Origin of the sequence: Pedobacter kyonggii, from assembly GCF_004310665.1 — a bacterium.
Lineage (GTDB): Bacteria > Bacteroidota > Bacteroidia > Sphingobacteriales > Sphingobacteriaceae > Pedobacter > Pedobacter kyonggii.
The window spans coordinates 295,010-311,133 of record NZ_SIXF01000004.1 but is presented as its reverse complement, the minus strand read 5'-3'; the positions used below and the strand labels follow the sequence as shown (position 1 = coordinate 311,133).

The window sequence follows — 16,124 nt, the reverse complement described above, 5'->3', positions numbered from 1 at the left end:
TTTATGATTAGAGATTTACACTTAAACCAAGGATAAAGCTGCGTGCCTGAGGGTAACGGCCAACATCCAATCCGTTGTTGTCCATTCCGATTTCTGGATCAAAGCCCGAATAATCAGTAATAGTAAAGAGATTGTTTGCAGTGGCATAAATCCTTACCGCTCCGGTTTTTAATTTATTGGCAATTGATTTTGGTAAACTGTAACCCAGGGTTACATTACGGATACGCAGGTAAGAACCATCTTCAATATAAAAATCTGAAGCATTAAAGTTACCATTAGCATCACTTGTTGAAATAATCGGCACTTTACCACCTGGGTTCTCTGGCGACCATGCATCTAGAATACCGACCAGTTTGTTGTAAGATGGCCCGCTAGCACTATAAGTAGTACGTTTTACCGCATTAAACAATTTATTTCCTTGTACGCCTTGAGCAAAAATATTGAAATCGAAATTTTTATAACTTGCATTAAAGCTCAATCCGTAAGAGAAATCAGGGTAAGCACTACCAGCGAAATAACGGTCTTTACCATCAATAGATCCATCACCATTGATATCAACAAATTTAAAATCGCCTGCTTTTGCATTCGGCTGGATTTTAGTTCCCTTAGCATTTTTGTAGTTATCAGCTTCTGCCTGGCTTTGGAAAATACCATCTGTTTTTAATACATAGTAGCTGTACAAAGGTTGACCAACCCTGATGGTAAGCGGCGCAAGTTCGTTACGGAAATTGGTACCCACAGCGATGTTTTCCAATCCCGGTGCCAGTTCCTGTACTTTGTTGTTAATTTTGGTTAAAGTAGCATTAATGCTATAGGTAAATGCTGTATTTTTATTGCTATTGTAAGTTAAACCAAGTTCTATACCTTTATCTTTTACAATACCCGCATTAATGGTCTGCGTATTTAAACCCGCTGTTCCTGGTAGCGACCTGGTTAAGATCATCTTATTGGTTTCTTTGATAAAATAATCAGCATTAAGGCTTAACCTGCCCAGAATTGTCATATCAAGACCAAAATTTGTTTGTTTTGATTCTGCCCATGTCAAATCTTTGTTGGCCAGAACGGTCTGTACATAACCATTCTGTAAAGTTGGTGTTTGCCCGAAATAACTTTGGGTAGCGCTTAACAATGGATTTACTGCAGAAGCATTAAGCGATCCCAAATTACCCAATATACCGTAACTACCTCTAAGTTTCAGTTCGTTTAACCAGGTTGCATTTTTAAGGAAATCTTCTTTACTCACAACCCAACCTATCGAGGCTGACCCGTAATTTTTCGTTCTGTTATTTTTATTAAGCAATGATGATCCATCACGACGGCCGATTAGGGACAATAAATATTTTTCTTTGTAATTATAATTGGCCCTTAAAAATAATGAAGAAAGTGCCTGCTCGTACATCCCGCTAATAGAGGGTTGAATAACTGTTGCGTTAACCAAGTATCTGTATTGAGGCGATTCGTCATCAAAACCTGCTCCTGAAGCCGATAAGCTATTGCTTTTAGTTTTCTGGAAAGAATAACCACCGGTAAGATCTAATTGGTGACTACCATAGGTTGCTTTATAACTTAAAACTTGCTCAGCAAGAAAGTCGTTGGCACGACTGCTACTTTCCTGTAAACTATTGCTTAATACCGGCTTTCCTACCTCAGGCCTTTTAGGTGTGAAGCTTTTAAATGCAGCATCGGTTTTAGTAATGCTTAAGTTAGATCTGAAAGTTAAACCTTTAGCCAGTTTAATATTGGCATAAGGATTAATCACAAGCACATTTACAGGATTGTTGATATCGATACGTTGCAGATCGGCAACCGGATTTACGATATCGCCATAATCGCCTGCATATTGTCCGCCAGGCAAACCTGCAAAACTGCCATCGGCATTGTACGGTGTTCCATTGGTTGGGTAATAAATAGCTGAAAGTAAAGCACCTGTATAATCACTGCTGGTATTGGCACCGTTTCCATTGGTACTGCTGTAAGAAAGGTTTTCGCCAACTTTTAACCAATTGGTTACCTCGTGCTCGGTATTGATCCTGAAATTGTAGCGTTTAGTTTTGGTATTTAGCACAATACCTTCTGCATTACGGTAATTAAAACTTAGGTAATAATTAGATTTCTCGCTACCACCGTTTATTGCGGCATTGTAATCCTGTAACATTCCATCTCTAAAAACTTCGTCCATCCAATTGGTACGGGTAATCTGTCCGTCAGGATATTTTGTAATATCGAAAGCTGGTAATATGGTTGTGCCACCATTTTTGGCTGCAGTTGCTGCCACCTGTGCACGTTGCTGAGCATTTAATGGTTCCAGTTTTCTCCATGCGCTTTGTTGTCCCAGTTTGGCATCGAAACTAATTTGCATTTTACCGCTCTTCCCTTTTTTAGTAGTGACCAATACCACACCGCCAGATGCCCTTGCACCGTAAATGGCCGCAGATGCATCTTTTAATACGGAAATAGATTCAATATCATTAGGATTAAGCTGTGGTGTACCCGAAAATATAGATCCATCGATTACGTAGAGTACATTTTCTCCGTTAATACCGCCCGCACCGCGGATATTGATGCGCGGTGGAGAAGTTGGATCGCCACCCTCGTTGCTTACAATTACACCTGGTGATTTTCCTGCTAGTACCTCTCCTACGCTATTTAATGAGCGCGAAGAAAGTTTATCCAGCCCAACAATGCTGATTGCACCTGTTAAGGTTTCTTTCTTTTGTGTTCCGTAACCTACTACCACTACATCAGCAAGCATCGAACGTTCTTCGCTCAACACCGTATTAATGACCTGATTTTCAGCTACTTTTATTTCTTTGGTACGGTAACCGATCATAGAGAACGATAATACCGCACCAGCACCTACCTCAATGCGATAAGCACCGTTGCCATCGGTTATGGTGCCGCTTTGCGTACCCAGTACCTTCACTGAAACACCAGGAAGCACTAAACCTGTTGAATCGCGCACAACCCCAGTGATAATCCGGTCTGGTTTATTCTGAACGACGTTGTTTAAAATTACATACTCGCCTTTTTCTAAAACTTGTAATCCAAGCTTATCCAATAGAGACCTTACAGGCTCTGTGGTAAAATCGCCACTTACGAACATGTTTTTTTGTTGCAGCTGATCAGGGTTGTAAACAAAGCTAAGTCCGGTGCGCGACTCTATTTCTTTGATAATTTCTGTCATTTTACGGCCTTTGTTTAGCGTAATGCTGACGGTAGTTCTCTCTAACTTTTGTGCCATACCAGCCGAGGCCAGGATAGAGCTGCAAAAAATGCAGAGGATTGTAAATGTTAAACATGAGTATTTCATGATCTTATAAAGAGCTGGTGTCCTCTTAGCGGAGGTTGTTTTCATTTGTTTGATTTTATTTTTGTAAAGCTTTAATTATACTGGCTTTTGTTGCCAGGAAGAAAGATTGCGGCGAACGATCTGATCGGTACCGCTAAGTATTTCTATATTACCTGCTCATCTCATCTGTATATATTAAATGTTTTATGATTTTTTGATGCATTGAACTTGAGGTGGTGCAGGCTGCAGATGATATCTAAAATCTCTTCTGGCGATTGCCTGCTATTGAAAACGGCTGTGCTTTTAAGTTTACTTAAAGCGCTATCGCTCAGCGAAATTTTGATACTGTACACATACTGGAGTTTGTTGATAATCTGGTCTAAGCTTGCACCGTCAAAAGCAAGTTCAATAAAGGCCATAGCTTTGGTTTTGCCAATGTCAGCTCGACCGACAGTTTTATCATAGATTAAAAACTCATCTTTAATTAACATGCCCAGATTTACATTTTTTTTGCTTACAGCAACCTTTCCGGTAATTACGGCAACTTCGACATGTTTACTGGCCTGATAAGACTTAACCTTGAAAGAGGTACCCAACACCCTGATGTCGACCCCAGATGCAGTATGTACCATAAATGGTCTTTTTTCCTGGTGGGCAATCTCAAAAAAAGCTTCTCCTTCTGTTAATGCGATCTGGCGGTTATTCGAAGCGAATGCTTTAGGATAGCAGAGTTTTGAAGACGGACTTAACAAAACCACCGAACCATCTGATAAGGTAATGTTCTTCCGTTCTGTACTTCCGGTAACTACCGTAACCTGATTTTCAAGCTTCATTGGGGTATTGAGTTTCCAAATGCCTATTCCCAGTGTAATGATGATCAGTACGGCGGCAGCAATCCTGATAAAAGGCTGTAATTTGAATACTTTGCCATGTTTTGGATTTTGGCGCATAGCGGCCTGAAGGTGAACAAGCATTTGCTCCCCTATCGCTACTTTCCGGTCGGCTGCCAATTCAATGTTTTCCTGATTGAGCTTAGCATACCATGCTTCAACTTTTTTTTGCTCTTGCGGACTTGCCTGCTTATTGAGATATTTCTGCAGCAGTTCCTTTGCCTGTACTTCTGTCATTTAAATACATGTCAGTTGAAAAGCAGATTGGTACTAACCAAGAATGTTATCTATAAATTAACTTTATGTTAAGCCGATTAAAGCTGCAATGAGCAGGATATAGGAAAGGCTTTTTTTAAGCAATTTTAGCGCTGCAGAAATCTGGTTTTTTACTGTTTGTACTGAAACATCAAGTTCTGAAGCTATTTCTTTGATGGATTTTTCCTGTTTTCGGCTCATCGAGAACACCAATTGCATTTTTTCGGGTAAAAGTGCAATGGCGGCATCAACTTCTAAATGAAGTTCTTTTAAAATCAGTTTATCATCAGCTGCTGCAATATACTGCTCATCCATTAGTACTTTAAGTGCTGTTTGGTGATATTCTTTAATGCTGCCCGACCTGAAATAATTAATCACCTTGTATTTCACCGCACCATATAGATAGGCACTGAGGCTTCCTGTTAGGTTAATTGCTGTTCGGTTCTCCCAGAGAGATATGAAAATTTCCTGTGTAATATCCTTCGCCAGCGCCTCATCGTTCATTTTTTTCAGCGCAACATCAAAAACATCCTCCCAGTAGATCCGGTAGATCGCTTCCATAGCTTGATGATCTCCAAGCTGTAAAGATAAAAATAATGAATTGTCCAAGGAATGCCGCTTTATAATGGGCAAAGCTAAAGGCCCAATATTCCCTTAACATTAACAAATCTTAAAGAGTAGATGACGAATGATGGGAAATATAAGATGGAAAATGAATAGCATTCTGCACGCATCAGCGATATCAGCGGGAAACTTGACGCGAATGGTTTCCCGCAGATTTAAGACGATTGCCGCAGATGATTTACAATGGAATCTTAATGTCCTTAACTGCTTAATGTAGGACAGACTAAGCTAAAAGACTAAAGCTGAAAGCAAAAAGGATAAATTTAATTCCGTGCAAATCTGTGCTTCCGTGGCAAAAAATAGCCCAAGCTGGATAGATCCTGAAACAAGTTCAGGAGGACGATCGCAGGACCTGAGCTACGAAAATCTCAATGTCCTTAACTGCTTAATGGTAAAAATGCCATTCTGCTTAAATCAGCGATATCAGCGGGAACATGACGCGATTGATATGACTTGCAATTACCCAAACAACCCTGCAAAAACTCTATTCGAATGCAATTTTGCCTGATGATCGTAAATATGCGAGGTGCTCATGATCTCGTTTACGCCATATTTTGCGACAAAAGCTTCTAAATTTCCGCTAATGGTTTCGGCACTGCCAATAAAAGAATAATACAACATTTGTTCTACAGCTTCTTTTTCCAACTGATCCCAATATTGGTTGATATCATCCACCGCAGGCTTTAACAATTCTCTTTTACCTGTAATTACCCCCAAGAACATCCGCTTTACCGAGCTTGATAAGCGTTCAGCTTCTGCATCGGTATCGGCAGCAACCACATTTACACAGGCCATTACATAGGGTTCCTGTAAAAATGGAGAGGGCTTAAAGTTATTTCTATAAATGGCGATGGCTTGTTCGAAATAAGCTGGTGCAAAGTGACTTGCAAAAGCATAAGGAAGACCTTTTTCTGCCGCTAAGCGTGCACTATCGGTGCTCGAACCTAAAATCCAGATCGGGATATCCAGTCCTTCTCCCGGAATAGCCCTTACACTTGCCCGGTTATTACTGACAGAGAAAAACTGTTGGAGTTTCTCAATATCCCTTGGAAAACTATGAACAGCACTAAAATTTTCACCACGGATAGCCATTGCCGTAACCTGATCGGTTCCAGGTGCCCTGCCCAGGCCCAGATCGATACGGTTGGGATAAAGAGAAGCCAAAGTACCAAATTGTTCGGCAACAATTAAGGGTGCGTGATTGGGTAACATAATGCCGCCAGAGCCTACGCGGATGCTATTGGTGCCGCCAGCAATATAACCAATAAGCACAGCTGTTGCCGAACTGGCAACACCAGCCATGTTATGGTGTTCGGCAAACCAGTAACGTGTATAACCTAAAGTTTCAGACTGTTTAGCTAAATCGAGGCTTGTTTTAAAGGTATCTGCAGCAGTAAAACCATCTAGCACGGTTGCAAGATCGAGAACGGAATAAGGAATGTTTTTCAATAAGTGATCAGCCATAAATTAATAGGAATAAAATCTATGCTGCAAAAATATCCTTAATAAAACCAAGTCTGGTTTATCTGAACATATATGACGTTTAACCAACACTAATCAGTATAGCGGGTATTATTCTAGTAATCTATGCAAAATAAAAACACGATCAGACAACCGGGACTACACAGATGTAAGAGTATATATATTCATTTCTACGTATATCTGAGCGAAGAAATTGCAAAATGCGAAAACCTGATTGATTTGCACCGCACTACACAAGGTGCAATTTATATCGAACTTGCTAACGGCCCTGATCTTGGTGAAATCAAATTAATTCCACTGGTTTTGCTTACTATTTTGGAACATATTTAAACACGGGATCTTAATGACATGGAAAATAAGGCCTAGATGTTTACACCTTTGATGACAAGTTGTGCATCGAAAGCCGAAATTTACCCAGATTAGTAAAAAGCAGAGTAGGCTTTGGCTCAAGAATGGACAATATCCGTAACCGATTAAAATACGCTTATCAACAAAATGCCGAAATAACTGCAGGAATTGACGAAGAAGGTTCTATATTTTAAGCATAAGTATTTCCTTAAATGCATTGCAAATAGCATCTGAAGATAAAAAAACTGAGCAAACTATCCCTCTTTAACAATTAGATTGGTCCAATAATAAAACTTCCCTTAAACAAATTTTTACGATCAAGAAATATTATCGATTTTCTCAACTCAATGTAACAAAATTACTACTATATTAAACCGTCCTAATTGACGTTCTAATATTTAGATAAATCTTCATTGAAAAATTAAGTTTAAATCTTAACAAAACAGATTAAAAAAATGAGAAAGGGTACAATATGCTATGTAGATCAAAATAGTGGACATGGCGTTATTAAAGATGAAAATGAACAGAAAATTCAATTCTTTTTAATGGAACTCCAGGAAGAAATCAGGCTCAATGATGAAATTTCTTTTGAAATAGAGCTTACGGCAAGAGGACTTGCTGCAACAAAAATACATTTAGTTAGCACTGCAGAATTAACATCATAATAGCGCCTCAATGAAACTTTGAGGTCAACACTAAATCAAATAAAGGAAATTAATGCTGATTTAAACCTAATTGGCTATCGTTTGTACTAATAACCTGAACTCGATTACTAACTAACATGCCTTTAAATATCTTCTGTAGATATTTTCAACTCACTGTCGTCACCCTGAACCGAGCCTTAGCGAGCTCACCGAAGGTAATTATTTCAGGGTCTGTTTAGCAGGAAGGATGCTGACCACGTAGTAGCTACAAGGCAATTTAAAACACCTATTTCTACTTGTAAAACAAGTTCAGCATGACGGTCTCGTTAGGGAGATGAAGCTAAAAATTGATCACAACGTGTAATATTAATCGAACTAAGGTAATAATACGTTCAACAAACCGAAAAGCTACTGTAGCAAAATAGGTTTACCAGGGATTTATATGTGATATTTTAAATACTGGAAATTAAATATGAAGTAAAATCCCTGTTTCCAATGCAAGATTACCATTTCTGAATAGGTTGATAACTGAATTTTTCTTCCTTACGGCTAAGTTTCTTTATAAAATCTTGGCCAAAATCATGGCTGTAAACTTTAAAATTGATTGCCCACTCATCCTTTATCATGGCAGGTACAAATTTTTCAAGCATTTTTTCAAATGATCTGAAATTTACAAAGGGCTTGCAGACTACCATATATTCAGAATCTGAATTCACTACAATTTCCTCAATAAGTTTTGGCCATCTCAATTTAATCTCGATAGGCAATTTTTGATATTGCTGCCCATCAATAAACAGCCCTATATTTTGTATAAGTTCTTCAGATAAGAAACTACCTATCAATGCTTTCCATTTTCCATTTTCTTTTACTATTCGCTCCAATACCTGTTCATGGTCAAGAACAGTCCATAACTCACCTCTCGAAAGCTGAATAAGCTGAAAATGCATGATATCTCCATTAGGCAGATTAAAGAAAAAGTCGAGTTCGATCATCAATTATGGGGCGATACCAGATATCGCAAAATCAAAAGTATTGAACTATTTCCAAAGCACAAAAAAGCACAGAATTAAAAAATTAATTGCGAATTCTTCTCCATAAAAATCAATCTGCCAAACCAAAGAATTGCGTATGTTTTTTAATTATTAAATACCTGTTAAATAAAAAATTGATTTTTATCATCAAAAAAAAACAAAAACACCCCAAAAAACGTAATATTAAACATACAAAAAGTTTAATTTTAACAATTATGCATGTATCTTTGTCGCATGAAAAGTGCAAAATCATCCGCTCTGGTATTTCTTATAATTACCTCTTTATCTTGCTTATCTATACATGCTCTTGCTCAGAACAAGCTGACAAAACTAGCTGATGTTTTCGAGAATACAGATAGATTGAACGGAAACGATATGATTGAACGTTTAGCTGCTCAGCGCAGTGCATTTAATAAAAACCGTTCGAAAAATAGCCTTCCAAAGTCAGAATATATTATCAACAGGAATAACTTAACCCTCATTAGCTTTAATGGCTTAAATTATTATGTAAAAAACAATAGGGTAACAGGCATACAAGGACTAAATCTTTCGGATGAAGTATTGAACCAGATTACAGACAAATTGGTTCTTTTAGACAATATCCAGTTTAATCAAAGTGAGCGGTCGAATACCGAACATTTTAATAAAAATGTTGATTTTCAAAAGATCAGAAATATCGACCGTCAATTTATGCTTACACTTAAAATGTTGTCGAGCACAGTAAGAGACATAGCCGCGCTTACTAAAAGTGAAAATCCGTCTTTAACCGTTGAGACCAACGTTGCAAAAATGCGTTTACCAAATATTGATAAGGATGCAGAAAAATCAAATATGCAATCGCTGGTGTTATTATCGAAATAGCAACAGGTTATCTTTCTTATTTCACTAAAGAATAATATTTAATCTGCTTTCTTTTCCGAATACACTTCGGCAATCTGAGCAGAAAGATATTTGAAGGCAAGCGGCATTTCGATAGCTGCATTTTTGATGCTTCCTTCCATAAAGATGAAACCTTTATAGTTTATTTTGTGCAATGCTCTTAAATAAGGCTTAAAATCGTCACCCATAACACCCGGCAACGACCTGTTTTGTTTTTCAGCAACTTCAGAAAAGGCAATCAATGTTCCGGCCTCAATAATTTCATTTGGAGACTCCCCTTCACGCATCATGTGAAATATATCAGCATTAAGCCTAAAATTTGGATGATCAATTTCCCTTACAATTTCTGCAGCTGACTTTAACGAGGTGATGAAGTTAGTTTCTGTGGTTTCGAGGTTTTCTAACAAAATTGTAACCTTATATTTTCCGGCAATCTGTGCTAGTTTTTTGCCCAGGCTAATAAAATCTGATTTTGCCTTAACGACATTATAATCTGCCGGGATGCTCCTTGCACCCGAGCTGCCCAAAACAATAAACTTGACCCCCGCTTGCTGAGCTCTTGAAAGAACTGTTTCGGTATAAGTTAAAACCTTTGCTTCATCTACCTCTGGGCCAGCTATTTTTATACTGGCCGGATAAAAAAGATTACAGGTTAACACTTTACATTTTGCAGCTTTAATCTTTTTCAAATTGGCACGAAACTGATCATCTGTTAATACAGGTGAAAGCATCTTCGGAACAGATTCGCCAATCATCTTAAAACCAGAGGCATAAGCTATGCTATCCTGTGTTAAACCAGATACAATACCTAAACGCGGATATACCTGTTTATCAGAAATAAAACCACAAAAACCGAGATAAACCAGGCAGATAAAAAAAGCTAAATAGTTAGATTTTGTACTTCTCATATTGTTATTTAAACGATTTGGTAAAAAAAATGAAGTCTCAAGCTCCCCTTCTTCTAATTAACTGAACAACTTGCTGGTGAATGTCTAAGAATTCTCCCTTAAAGATAATATAAAATCTAATCATTAAGTTTTGTATCAGCAAAATCACAGATTCCGAAGAAAACGGAATAAATGGAAGCTCCTTCGATCAATACAAAAATAACTTCTGCCATTGGGCAGTTTAAAACCCAGTTCGTCGACAATCTAGCTGTGTTGGTATAATAGCGGCATTTCTACTGCAACGTTTTTGGAGTAAAGGCGTCTTGCGTATTAAGATTATTCATTTTTGCATATGTTTTAAGGCATTCATGAGCTCAATCGTTCGGTTATCTTCGTTCATCGCAATGACGACCTTCCTATTAGGAATCTGTGAATGATAGCGTAAAACCCAATTCCTCACCTATTTAAAATCAGGTATAGGGAATAGATATCCGCCAAATAAAATATAAGACCATAAGAGGGTCCAGAATATGTTAAATATTTGTGCTGTAACAAATGTAAATGCGGGTTTACCACCCTGAAGTTTTACCAGTGATGAAAATTTAGCTTCCATACCGATCGAAATAAATGCAATTGCAAACCACACGGTACGTAAGCCGTTTAAGGTTGGTCCAACACTTTTTGCAATTGTGGGAGATAACAGAAAAGAAAACACTAAAGAAGCTGCAACAAAACCCAATACAAATTTCGGAAATCGCTCCCACACAATTTTCAACCCTGGGCGTTCTGCTTTGAAGGGTACACCATCTTCACCTTTAGGTTTTTTATAGGCCCACCATATAGCAATAAAAAAAGCAGCAACACCAATAAAAACATTTTGCGAAAACTTGGCAATAACGCCCGCTTTAACGGCTATTGGCCCAACCAAATCGCCTGCAGCAGTAACGGTTGCTGTTGTATCTAAGGTACCGCCCAGCCATGCCCCACCAATTACCTCGGGTATATGAAAATACTTTACCGCCCAAGGCAGAATAATCATCATCGGAATAGCCATAATCAATACCAAAGTGGTTACATAAGATAGTTTACGTTTATCACCATTAATAGCTCCTGCAGCAACAATTGCTGCTGAAACACCACAAATAGATACTGCTGAGGCCAATATTACACCAAATTCATCATCTACTTTTAACTTGCGGCTTAACCACATCGAAAAAAACCAAACTACAGTAACAACAATAACGGCCTGTATTATACCGGGTAAACCAGCTTTGATCAGATCGGCCGATAAAATAGTGGTTCCTAATATCACCAAACCTGTTTTAATATAAAACTCTGACCGTACTGCTTCTTTCAGCCAAGATGGCAACTTAATTAGATTACCTAATGTTATACCAATAAGCAATGCAAATACCACATATTCTAACCCAAAATAGGATACACTTTTATTGCCTCCGATAATAAAAGAAACGATAGCTAAAAAGTAGATGAGTGCAAAACCACCAGCAAACCGCGCAATACTGCCCCCTGATAAACCTATTGCTATTGAAGCTAAAGCCAGAAAAACTGCACCCATTTCAACAATCAATAATAAATTAGATGCTGATAATATTTTACCCAAAAGATCTTCGCTATTCGCCCATTTAAATGCAGGTAAACTTATTACAGTACCATTATTGGTTAAATAAAGTACAGTGGCAATAATAATTGTTCCCAATATAACCGCCCACCAATCTTCGGTGAGTGATTGTAAAAATGTTTTCTTATTAGGGCTTATCCCAGCATCTGTTAAAGCTCCAGTAGTATCGGCTGTGTTGTTTCGATTCGACATAGTTGATTAATTATGGTGTTAATCTGATTTCAATTCTAAAAATATTGTTGGATACGATCAATAAGCAGTCAACGGATACCCAATATCGAACTAAAGTAATTATTCAGGAGGATTTTATCCGTAACAAATATCTGACTTCCCCCACACATCTTTAATAATAAGCCATTTAAGTTAAAGTGCACCGCAAACCAATGACTTAAAACAAATTCATTCAATTGTCTAACTCAGGATTTAATTTGTCTGGTTTAGGTCCATTTAACTGGTTTTTGGAATGTTTATGCAACATTTTTGAGCAACATTTAAAAAAATATTATGACACTTAAAACAACAAAAACCATTTATTGGATCGGTACCTCACTAACTTCTTTATGGTTTGGCACCAGCGGAGTTTGTGAACTCACAAAAAATCCTATTGTTTGGGACATTACATTACAACTGGGATATCCTGCGTACTTTATTTATGTACTTGGTGTTGCTAAATTAGCCGCAATCGCAGTTCTACTAATCCCCAACAAATTGTTAAGGTTAAAAGAATGGGTATTTGCAGGGATATTCTTTGATATCATTTTTGCCTTCTGCTCAAAACTAATTGTGATCGGTCCGCTAGCCACTACCGATGCCATTATAGCCTTTGCTATCGTTACAATAACCTACCAGATGTTCCAAAAACTTTATCCCACTCACTATTCAGATTTAACTGCTGTTTAGGTTTGAATAAATTCTAATTAAATCAGTTTTCACATAAAAAGGGCGCTAGTAGCGCTTTTTTTTATTGGTGAGAAATTTACCTGGTACAGCATCTGTAATCTATACAACAGCTAAACATCCAAGGCTGTGAATGCGTTGCTAATCTCTTTGTTTGATGCTAAGGCACAGCGCAAATTATTTTAAATAGAAAAGTCGCCAAATATATGGCGACCTCTTAACTAATAAACGTTGCTTATAAATCTGCAACTAGATTTATGTTATACAACTGGCTCATTCTCCAGTCCTTTCTGTTTTTTCTTTCCGATGCTTTGCACCATTTCACATTGCTGTGGATTTTTTTCAAATGGAGGGCTAACCAGAAAAAGTGTCGACATTAAGCTTGCCAATCCAACTAATAAACTGTTGGTTGTGGTATTTTGGTGATTTTCCATGATGATAAGTATGATTAAAAAGTTGTTGATGCATTTACTGCTGAAATTGCGCCTGTTGTTTTATGCTGAACCATTCCGATCACTTCCCATTTTTCGGCACTACTATCTTTAGGGATATTTAATACTGCAGTTCCAGATTTTGCATCCTTAAGAGATAGTGTTAAGGTTTTACGTACAATTTGGACATGAGATAATTTAAGTCCTGCATTCTCCCCACGCTGTACATCCGTGTTGCCGCTCTTTTGCACCAGAGCAAAAAGAAGATCGTCGCTAGCCTGAGTATCTTTGGTTTCGTAATTTATTTCCAGTACATCCCCATCCCTTTTCGTATCGAAGGCTAAACTAGCTGTATACTTTTTATTCAGAAGCTGTTTATTAATGGCATTTCTCACGTCATTTTCATTAGATCCTATAAATTCCTGAGCGCCGTTAATAACCAATTGAGGGGTATAAACCTGTGCGTTTAACCAAGCACTATATTTTTTTTGCCTTTTTGTATTTTCCGGACTTCCAAAAACATCCTTCCAACCTAAATTATCAAAATAATCGACATGATATCCAAGCACATACACCGGTTTCCCATTAGATTCTTTCTCTATTTTGGCCAACAGTTCTTCTGCTGGCGGACAGCTCGAACACCCTTCAGACGTAAATAATTCCAAAACGGCAAAGCCTTTTCCATTAATGGGCTGTTCTACTTTTTTTTCTTGTGCAGAACCTACCCAAATAAAAGCGCTAAGTGCTATTACCGCTACAATGACCGCATTTACGATCGCTATTCTTTTTAGTGTTTTCATAATTTCTATTCTTTTTTTATCAAAAATAAGCGGGTAGTATGCCTGAAATTAGGTGGAAATAGCTGAACCGGACAAATTGGTGGAGGAGGTAGACAGGAAGCCGATAAGTAAGACAAATTAGCAACGAGCGTGCGCTAAAGCAAAAAGGTCAGAAATAGATATGCGTTTCTGACCAAGGTGATTATCTTATAGTAGATAAATAGGGATTTTTCTCACCTATCTTCCATCCAAGAAAGAAAAGCTGGCGTTTTTTCCTTATTGATCAGCAATTTATCTGGAGTTTCAATTACAAGCTTTACAAATAACTTCCTTAAGAAATAATGTTCTATTTCTTTAATTGCTTTAAAATTCACTAAATATTGTCGGTTAACCCTAAAAAACTGTTTGGAAGATACCTGTGCCGTAATCTGATCAAGAGATTGACTTAATGCAAACTCTTGTTTATCGAAGCACATAATGGTTGATGCATCGTTTCTGATGTAAAAGAAAGCAATATTCTCAGTTTGAACAGTGGTATATTTCTGGTTTTTAAACACTAAAAAGCTCTCTTTTCCAGCTGGACTGCTCAATTTTGTCAATAAATTACTTAAATCGGGAATTACCTTTTGCTGAAAAAAATTCTGAAGGCCGTCTACCTTTTGAAAGGCTTCCTGAATATCTGTTTTGGAAAATGGTTTTAACACATAATCTACTCCATTACGTTTAAAGGCTTCTAAGGAGTACTCATCGAAGGCCGTGCAGAACACAATAGGACTGTTTACTTTAACTTGTTTAAATATCTCAAAACATAATCCATCTGCCAATTGAATATCCATAAATATCAAATCGGGCTGTGGCTGTTCTGACAACGCTTTTACCGATCCTTCGATGCTCTGGTACTGCCCTACTATTTTCACGTCGGGCCTCAGGTTCAAAATTATATTTTCGAGTGATTTAGCTGTTTTCAGCTCATCCTCAATGATGATGATGTTCATGAATTAATGGGAGTTTAACTTTAAAAATCTGGCCATCGTTAATAATTTCGATTGGCTTTTCGAGAAGATGCTGGTAGCGCAATATGATATTTTTTAGTCCAACCCCCAACGAGTTGTTATCGGAGGTTTTTAAACGGATAGGATTTTCCAAAACAATTTGCCCATCTTCGGCATACAAGCTGATGTGCAAAGGTTTAGCCAACGAAACTACATTATGTTTGATACAGTTTTCGATTAATAGCTGCAGCGTAAAGGGAGGAATTAAGGTGTGCAATATTTCTTCATTTAAAGTAGAAGTAAAACTAAAACCACCATCAAATCTTGCCTGTTGTAAAAACAGATACGCATTCAGTATTTCCATTTCTTCCGAAACGTGAATCAGATCTAATTTACGGCTCTCGAGGGTATATCGATAAAAATTAGAAAGCTTAAGGATAAAATCGACAGCCTCTTCGTCGCCAATTTCTACCATAGCCTTTAGTGTATTGAGGCTGTTAAAAAGGAAATGAGGATTAACCTGCTGTTTAAGCAATTCGTACTGAGCGCCCAAGCTATCACTTTTGATTTTCTCCAATTCCATATTCACCTGCTGATTTTCGTAATTTTGCTGTAACAGATGGAGAAACATATAAAAAATTAAATTGATCAATATTCCCCTTACTTCAACCATCAACATCACCGGACCGAAATTAATGTGCGAAAGGATCAATTGCTGAATCCATGCGAGGCAAAGCATAACGCCAATACCAATTAAAAGACTTTTAAATAACCTTGAGTAGGAAATCCCTTGTTTGTTAGGCCTACTGCTCTTTCGCGACAGCATATAGATGTTTAAGTACCACATCAACAAAGCAAATACCGAGGTAATAACCGCATTAACTGCCGCTTCGGCCGCATTAAAATGATGCTCTGCTATTTGTGGAACAGAAGATAAAAGTCCAAGAAAAATAGAACTTACCCAGATAATAGTAGGCGAAATCTTTAGAGGGTTTTTGGTCATATCAGTTTTTAGCCAGGCTAATTAGATGGGTTGGGGGTAATCAAAAATAATATT

At 37.6% G+C, this 16,124-nt stretch carries 14 protein-coding genes; 3 read left to right on the top strand and 11 right to left on the bottom strand.

The genetic code is table 11. From position 1 onward, the window contains the following. Positions 1 to 7: 7 nt before the first annotated feature. The 4 genes from EYS08_RS06990 to EYS08_RS06975 all read right to left on the bottom strand — a co-directional run bounded on the left by EYS08_RS06990 (position 8) and on the right by EYS08_RS06975 (position 6,522). Complete coding sequence (locus EYS08_RS06990) at positions 8 to 3,355, bottom strand: SusC/RagA family TonB-linked outer membrane protein (RefSeq protein WP_244215879.1); 3,348 nt, start codon at positions 3,353 to 3,355, stop codon at positions 8 to 10. 116 nt (positions 3,356 to 3,471) lie between these two features. Next, complete coding sequence (locus tag EYS08_RS06985; RefSeq protein ID WP_131029330.1) at positions 3,472 to 4,416, bottom strand: FecR family protein; 945 nt, start codon at positions 4,414 to 4,416, stop codon at positions 3,472 to 3,474. Positions 4,417 to 4,479: 63 nt separating this feature from the next. Continuing rightward, on the bottom strand, positions 4,480 to 5,043 hold the full coding sequence (locus tag EYS08_RS06980) for an RNA polymerase sigma factor (RefSeq protein ID WP_131029329.1): 564 nt from the start codon (positions 5,041 to 5,043) through the stop codon (positions 4,480 to 4,482). Between the two features lie 474 nt (positions 5,044 to 5,517). Further along, complete coding sequence (locus EYS08_RS06975; protein ID WP_131029328.1) at positions 5,518 to 6,522, bottom strand: LLM class flavin-dependent oxidoreductase; 1,005 nt, start codon at positions 6,520 to 6,522, stop codon at positions 5,518 to 5,520. Between the two features lie 821 nt (positions 6,523 to 7,343). Here EYS08_RS06975 and EYS08_RS06970 point away from each other — a divergent pair. After that, positions 7,344 to 7,553, top strand: coding sequence for a cold shock domain-containing protein (locus EYS08_RS06970; protein ID WP_131029327.1), 210 nt, complete (start codon positions 7,344 to 7,346; stop codon positions 7,551 to 7,553). A gap of 482 nt (positions 7,554 to 8,035) precedes the next feature. Here the strand turns inward: EYS08_RS06970 and EYS08_RS06965 are convergent, their stop codons facing one another. Beyond that, a complete protein-coding gene (locus EYS08_RS06965; protein ID WP_131029326.1) occupies positions 8,036 to 8,524 on the bottom strand; it encodes a hypothetical protein in 489 nt (162 codons plus the stop codon). A 273-nt stretch (positions 8,525 to 8,797) separates the two neighbouring features. Here EYS08_RS06965 and EYS08_RS06960 point away from each other — a divergent pair, with 273 nt between their 5' ends. Beyond that, positions 8,798 to 9,424 (top strand): hypothetical protein, encoded by a 627-nt coding sequence (locus EYS08_RS06960; RefSeq protein ID WP_131029325.1) that lies wholly within the window; start codon positions 8,798 to 8,800, stop codon positions 9,422 to 9,424. A gap of 38 nt (positions 9,425 to 9,462) precedes the next feature. Here the strand turns inward: EYS08_RS06960 and EYS08_RS06955 are convergent, their stop codons facing one another. Continuing rightward, positions 9,463 to 10,350 (bottom strand): sugar phosphate isomerase/epimerase family protein, encoded by an 888-nt coding sequence (locus EYS08_RS06955; protein ID WP_131029324.1) that lies wholly within the window; start codon positions 10,348 to 10,350, stop codon positions 9,463 to 9,465. Between the two features lie 439 nt (positions 10,351 to 10,789). After that, positions 10,790 to 12,160 carry a YeiH family protein gene (locus tag EYS08_RS06950; protein WP_131029323.1) on the bottom strand — a complete coding sequence of 457 codons (1,371 nt, stop codon included), beginning with the start codon at positions 12,158 to 12,160 and terminating at the stop codon, positions 10,790 to 10,792. A 312-nt stretch (positions 12,161 to 12,472) separates the two neighbouring features. On the opposite strand from EYS08_RS06950, the gene EYS08_RS06945 reads away from it, so the two are divergent. Beyond that, a complete protein-coding gene (locus EYS08_RS06945; RefSeq protein ID WP_131029322.1) occupies positions 12,473 to 12,868 on the top strand; it encodes a DoxX family protein in 396 nt (131 codons plus the stop codon). A 257-nt stretch (positions 12,869 to 13,125) separates the two neighbouring features. On the opposite strand, the gene EYS08_RS25675 is transcribed toward EYS08_RS06945, so the two are convergent. The 4 genes from EYS08_RS25675 to EYS08_RS06930 all read right to left on the bottom strand — a co-directional run bounded on the left by EYS08_RS25675 (position 13,126) and on the right by EYS08_RS06930 (position 16,070). Continuing rightward, on the bottom strand, positions 13,126 to 13,299 hold the full coding sequence (locus EYS08_RS25675; RefSeq protein WP_157258269.1) for a hypothetical protein: 174 nt from the start codon (positions 13,297 to 13,299) through the stop codon (positions 13,126 to 13,128). Between the two features lie 14 nt (positions 13,300 to 13,313). Then, positions 13,314 to 14,096: a DUF1223 domain-containing protein gene (locus tag EYS08_RS06940; protein ID WP_131029321.1), complete on the bottom strand. Its 783-nt coding sequence runs from the start codon at positions 14,094 to 14,096 to the stop codon at positions 13,314 to 13,316. 212 nt (positions 14,097 to 14,308) lie between these two features. Continuing rightward, positions 14,309 to 15,070 carry a LytR/AlgR family response regulator transcription factor gene (locus EYS08_RS06935; RefSeq protein WP_131029320.1) on the bottom strand — a complete coding sequence of 254 codons (762 nt, stop codon included), beginning with the start codon at positions 15,068 to 15,070 and terminating at the stop codon, positions 14,309 to 14,311. Then, positions 15,051 to 16,070: a sensor histidine kinase gene (locus EYS08_RS06930; protein ID WP_131029319.1), complete on the bottom strand. Its 1,020-nt coding sequence runs from the start codon at positions 16,068 to 16,070 to the stop codon at positions 15,051 to 15,053. The genes EYS08_RS06935 and EYS08_RS06930 overlap by 20 nt, the downstream gene beginning before the upstream one ends. Positions 16,071 to 16,124: the final 54 nt, after the last annotated feature.

Bases quoted from the DNA above. Each gene is read 5' to 3' on its own strand.
- EYS08_RS06960 (WP_131029325.1), top strand. From the start codon at position 8,798: ATGAAAAGTGCAAAATCATCCGCTCTGGTATTTCTTATAATTACCTCT.
- EYS08_RS06935 (WP_131029320.1), bottom strand. From the start codon at position 15,070: ATGAACATCATCATCATTGAGGATGAGCTGAAAACAGCTAAATCACTC.
- EYS08_RS25675 (WP_157258269.1), bottom strand. From the start codon at position 13,299: ATGGAAAATCACCAAAATACCACAACCAACAGTTTATTAGTTGGATTG.
- EYS08_RS06950 (WP_131029323.1), bottom strand. From the start codon at position 12,160: ATGTCGAATCGAAACAACACAGCCGATACTACTGGAGCTTTAACAGAT.
- EYS08_RS06930 (WP_131029319.1), bottom strand. From the start codon at position 16,070: ATGACCAAAAACCCTCTAAAGATTTCGCCTACTATTATCTGGGTAAGT.
- EYS08_RS06965 (WP_131029326.1), bottom strand. From the start codon at position 8,524: ATGATCGAACTCGACTTTTTCTTTAATCTGCCTAATGGAGATATCATG.
- EYS08_RS06990 (WP_244215879.1), bottom strand. From the start codon at position 3,355: ATGAAAACAACCTCCGCTAAGAGGACACCAGCTCTTTATAAGATCATG.
- EYS08_RS06970 (WP_131029327.1), top strand. From the start codon at position 7,344: ATGAGAAAGGGTACAATATGCTATGTAGATCAAAATAGTGGACATGGC.
- EYS08_RS06940 (WP_131029321.1), bottom strand. From the start codon at position 14,096: ATGAAAACACTAAAAAGAATAGCGATCGTAAATGCGGTCATTGTAGCG.
- EYS08_RS06985 (WP_131029330.1), bottom strand. From the start codon at position 4,416: ATGACAGAAGTACAGGCAAAGGAACTGCTGCAGAAATATCTCAATAAG.
- EYS08_RS06955 (WP_131029324.1), bottom strand. From the start codon at position 10,350: ATGAGAAGTACAAAATCTAACTATTTAGCTTTTTTTATCTGCCTGGTT.
- EYS08_RS06975 (WP_131029328.1), bottom strand. From the start codon at position 6,522: ATGGCTGATCACTTATTGAAAAACATTCCTTATTCCGTTCTCGATCTT.
- EYS08_RS06945 (WP_131029322.1), top strand. From the start codon at position 12,473: ATGACACTTAAAACAACAAAAACCATTTATTGGATCGGTACCTCACTA.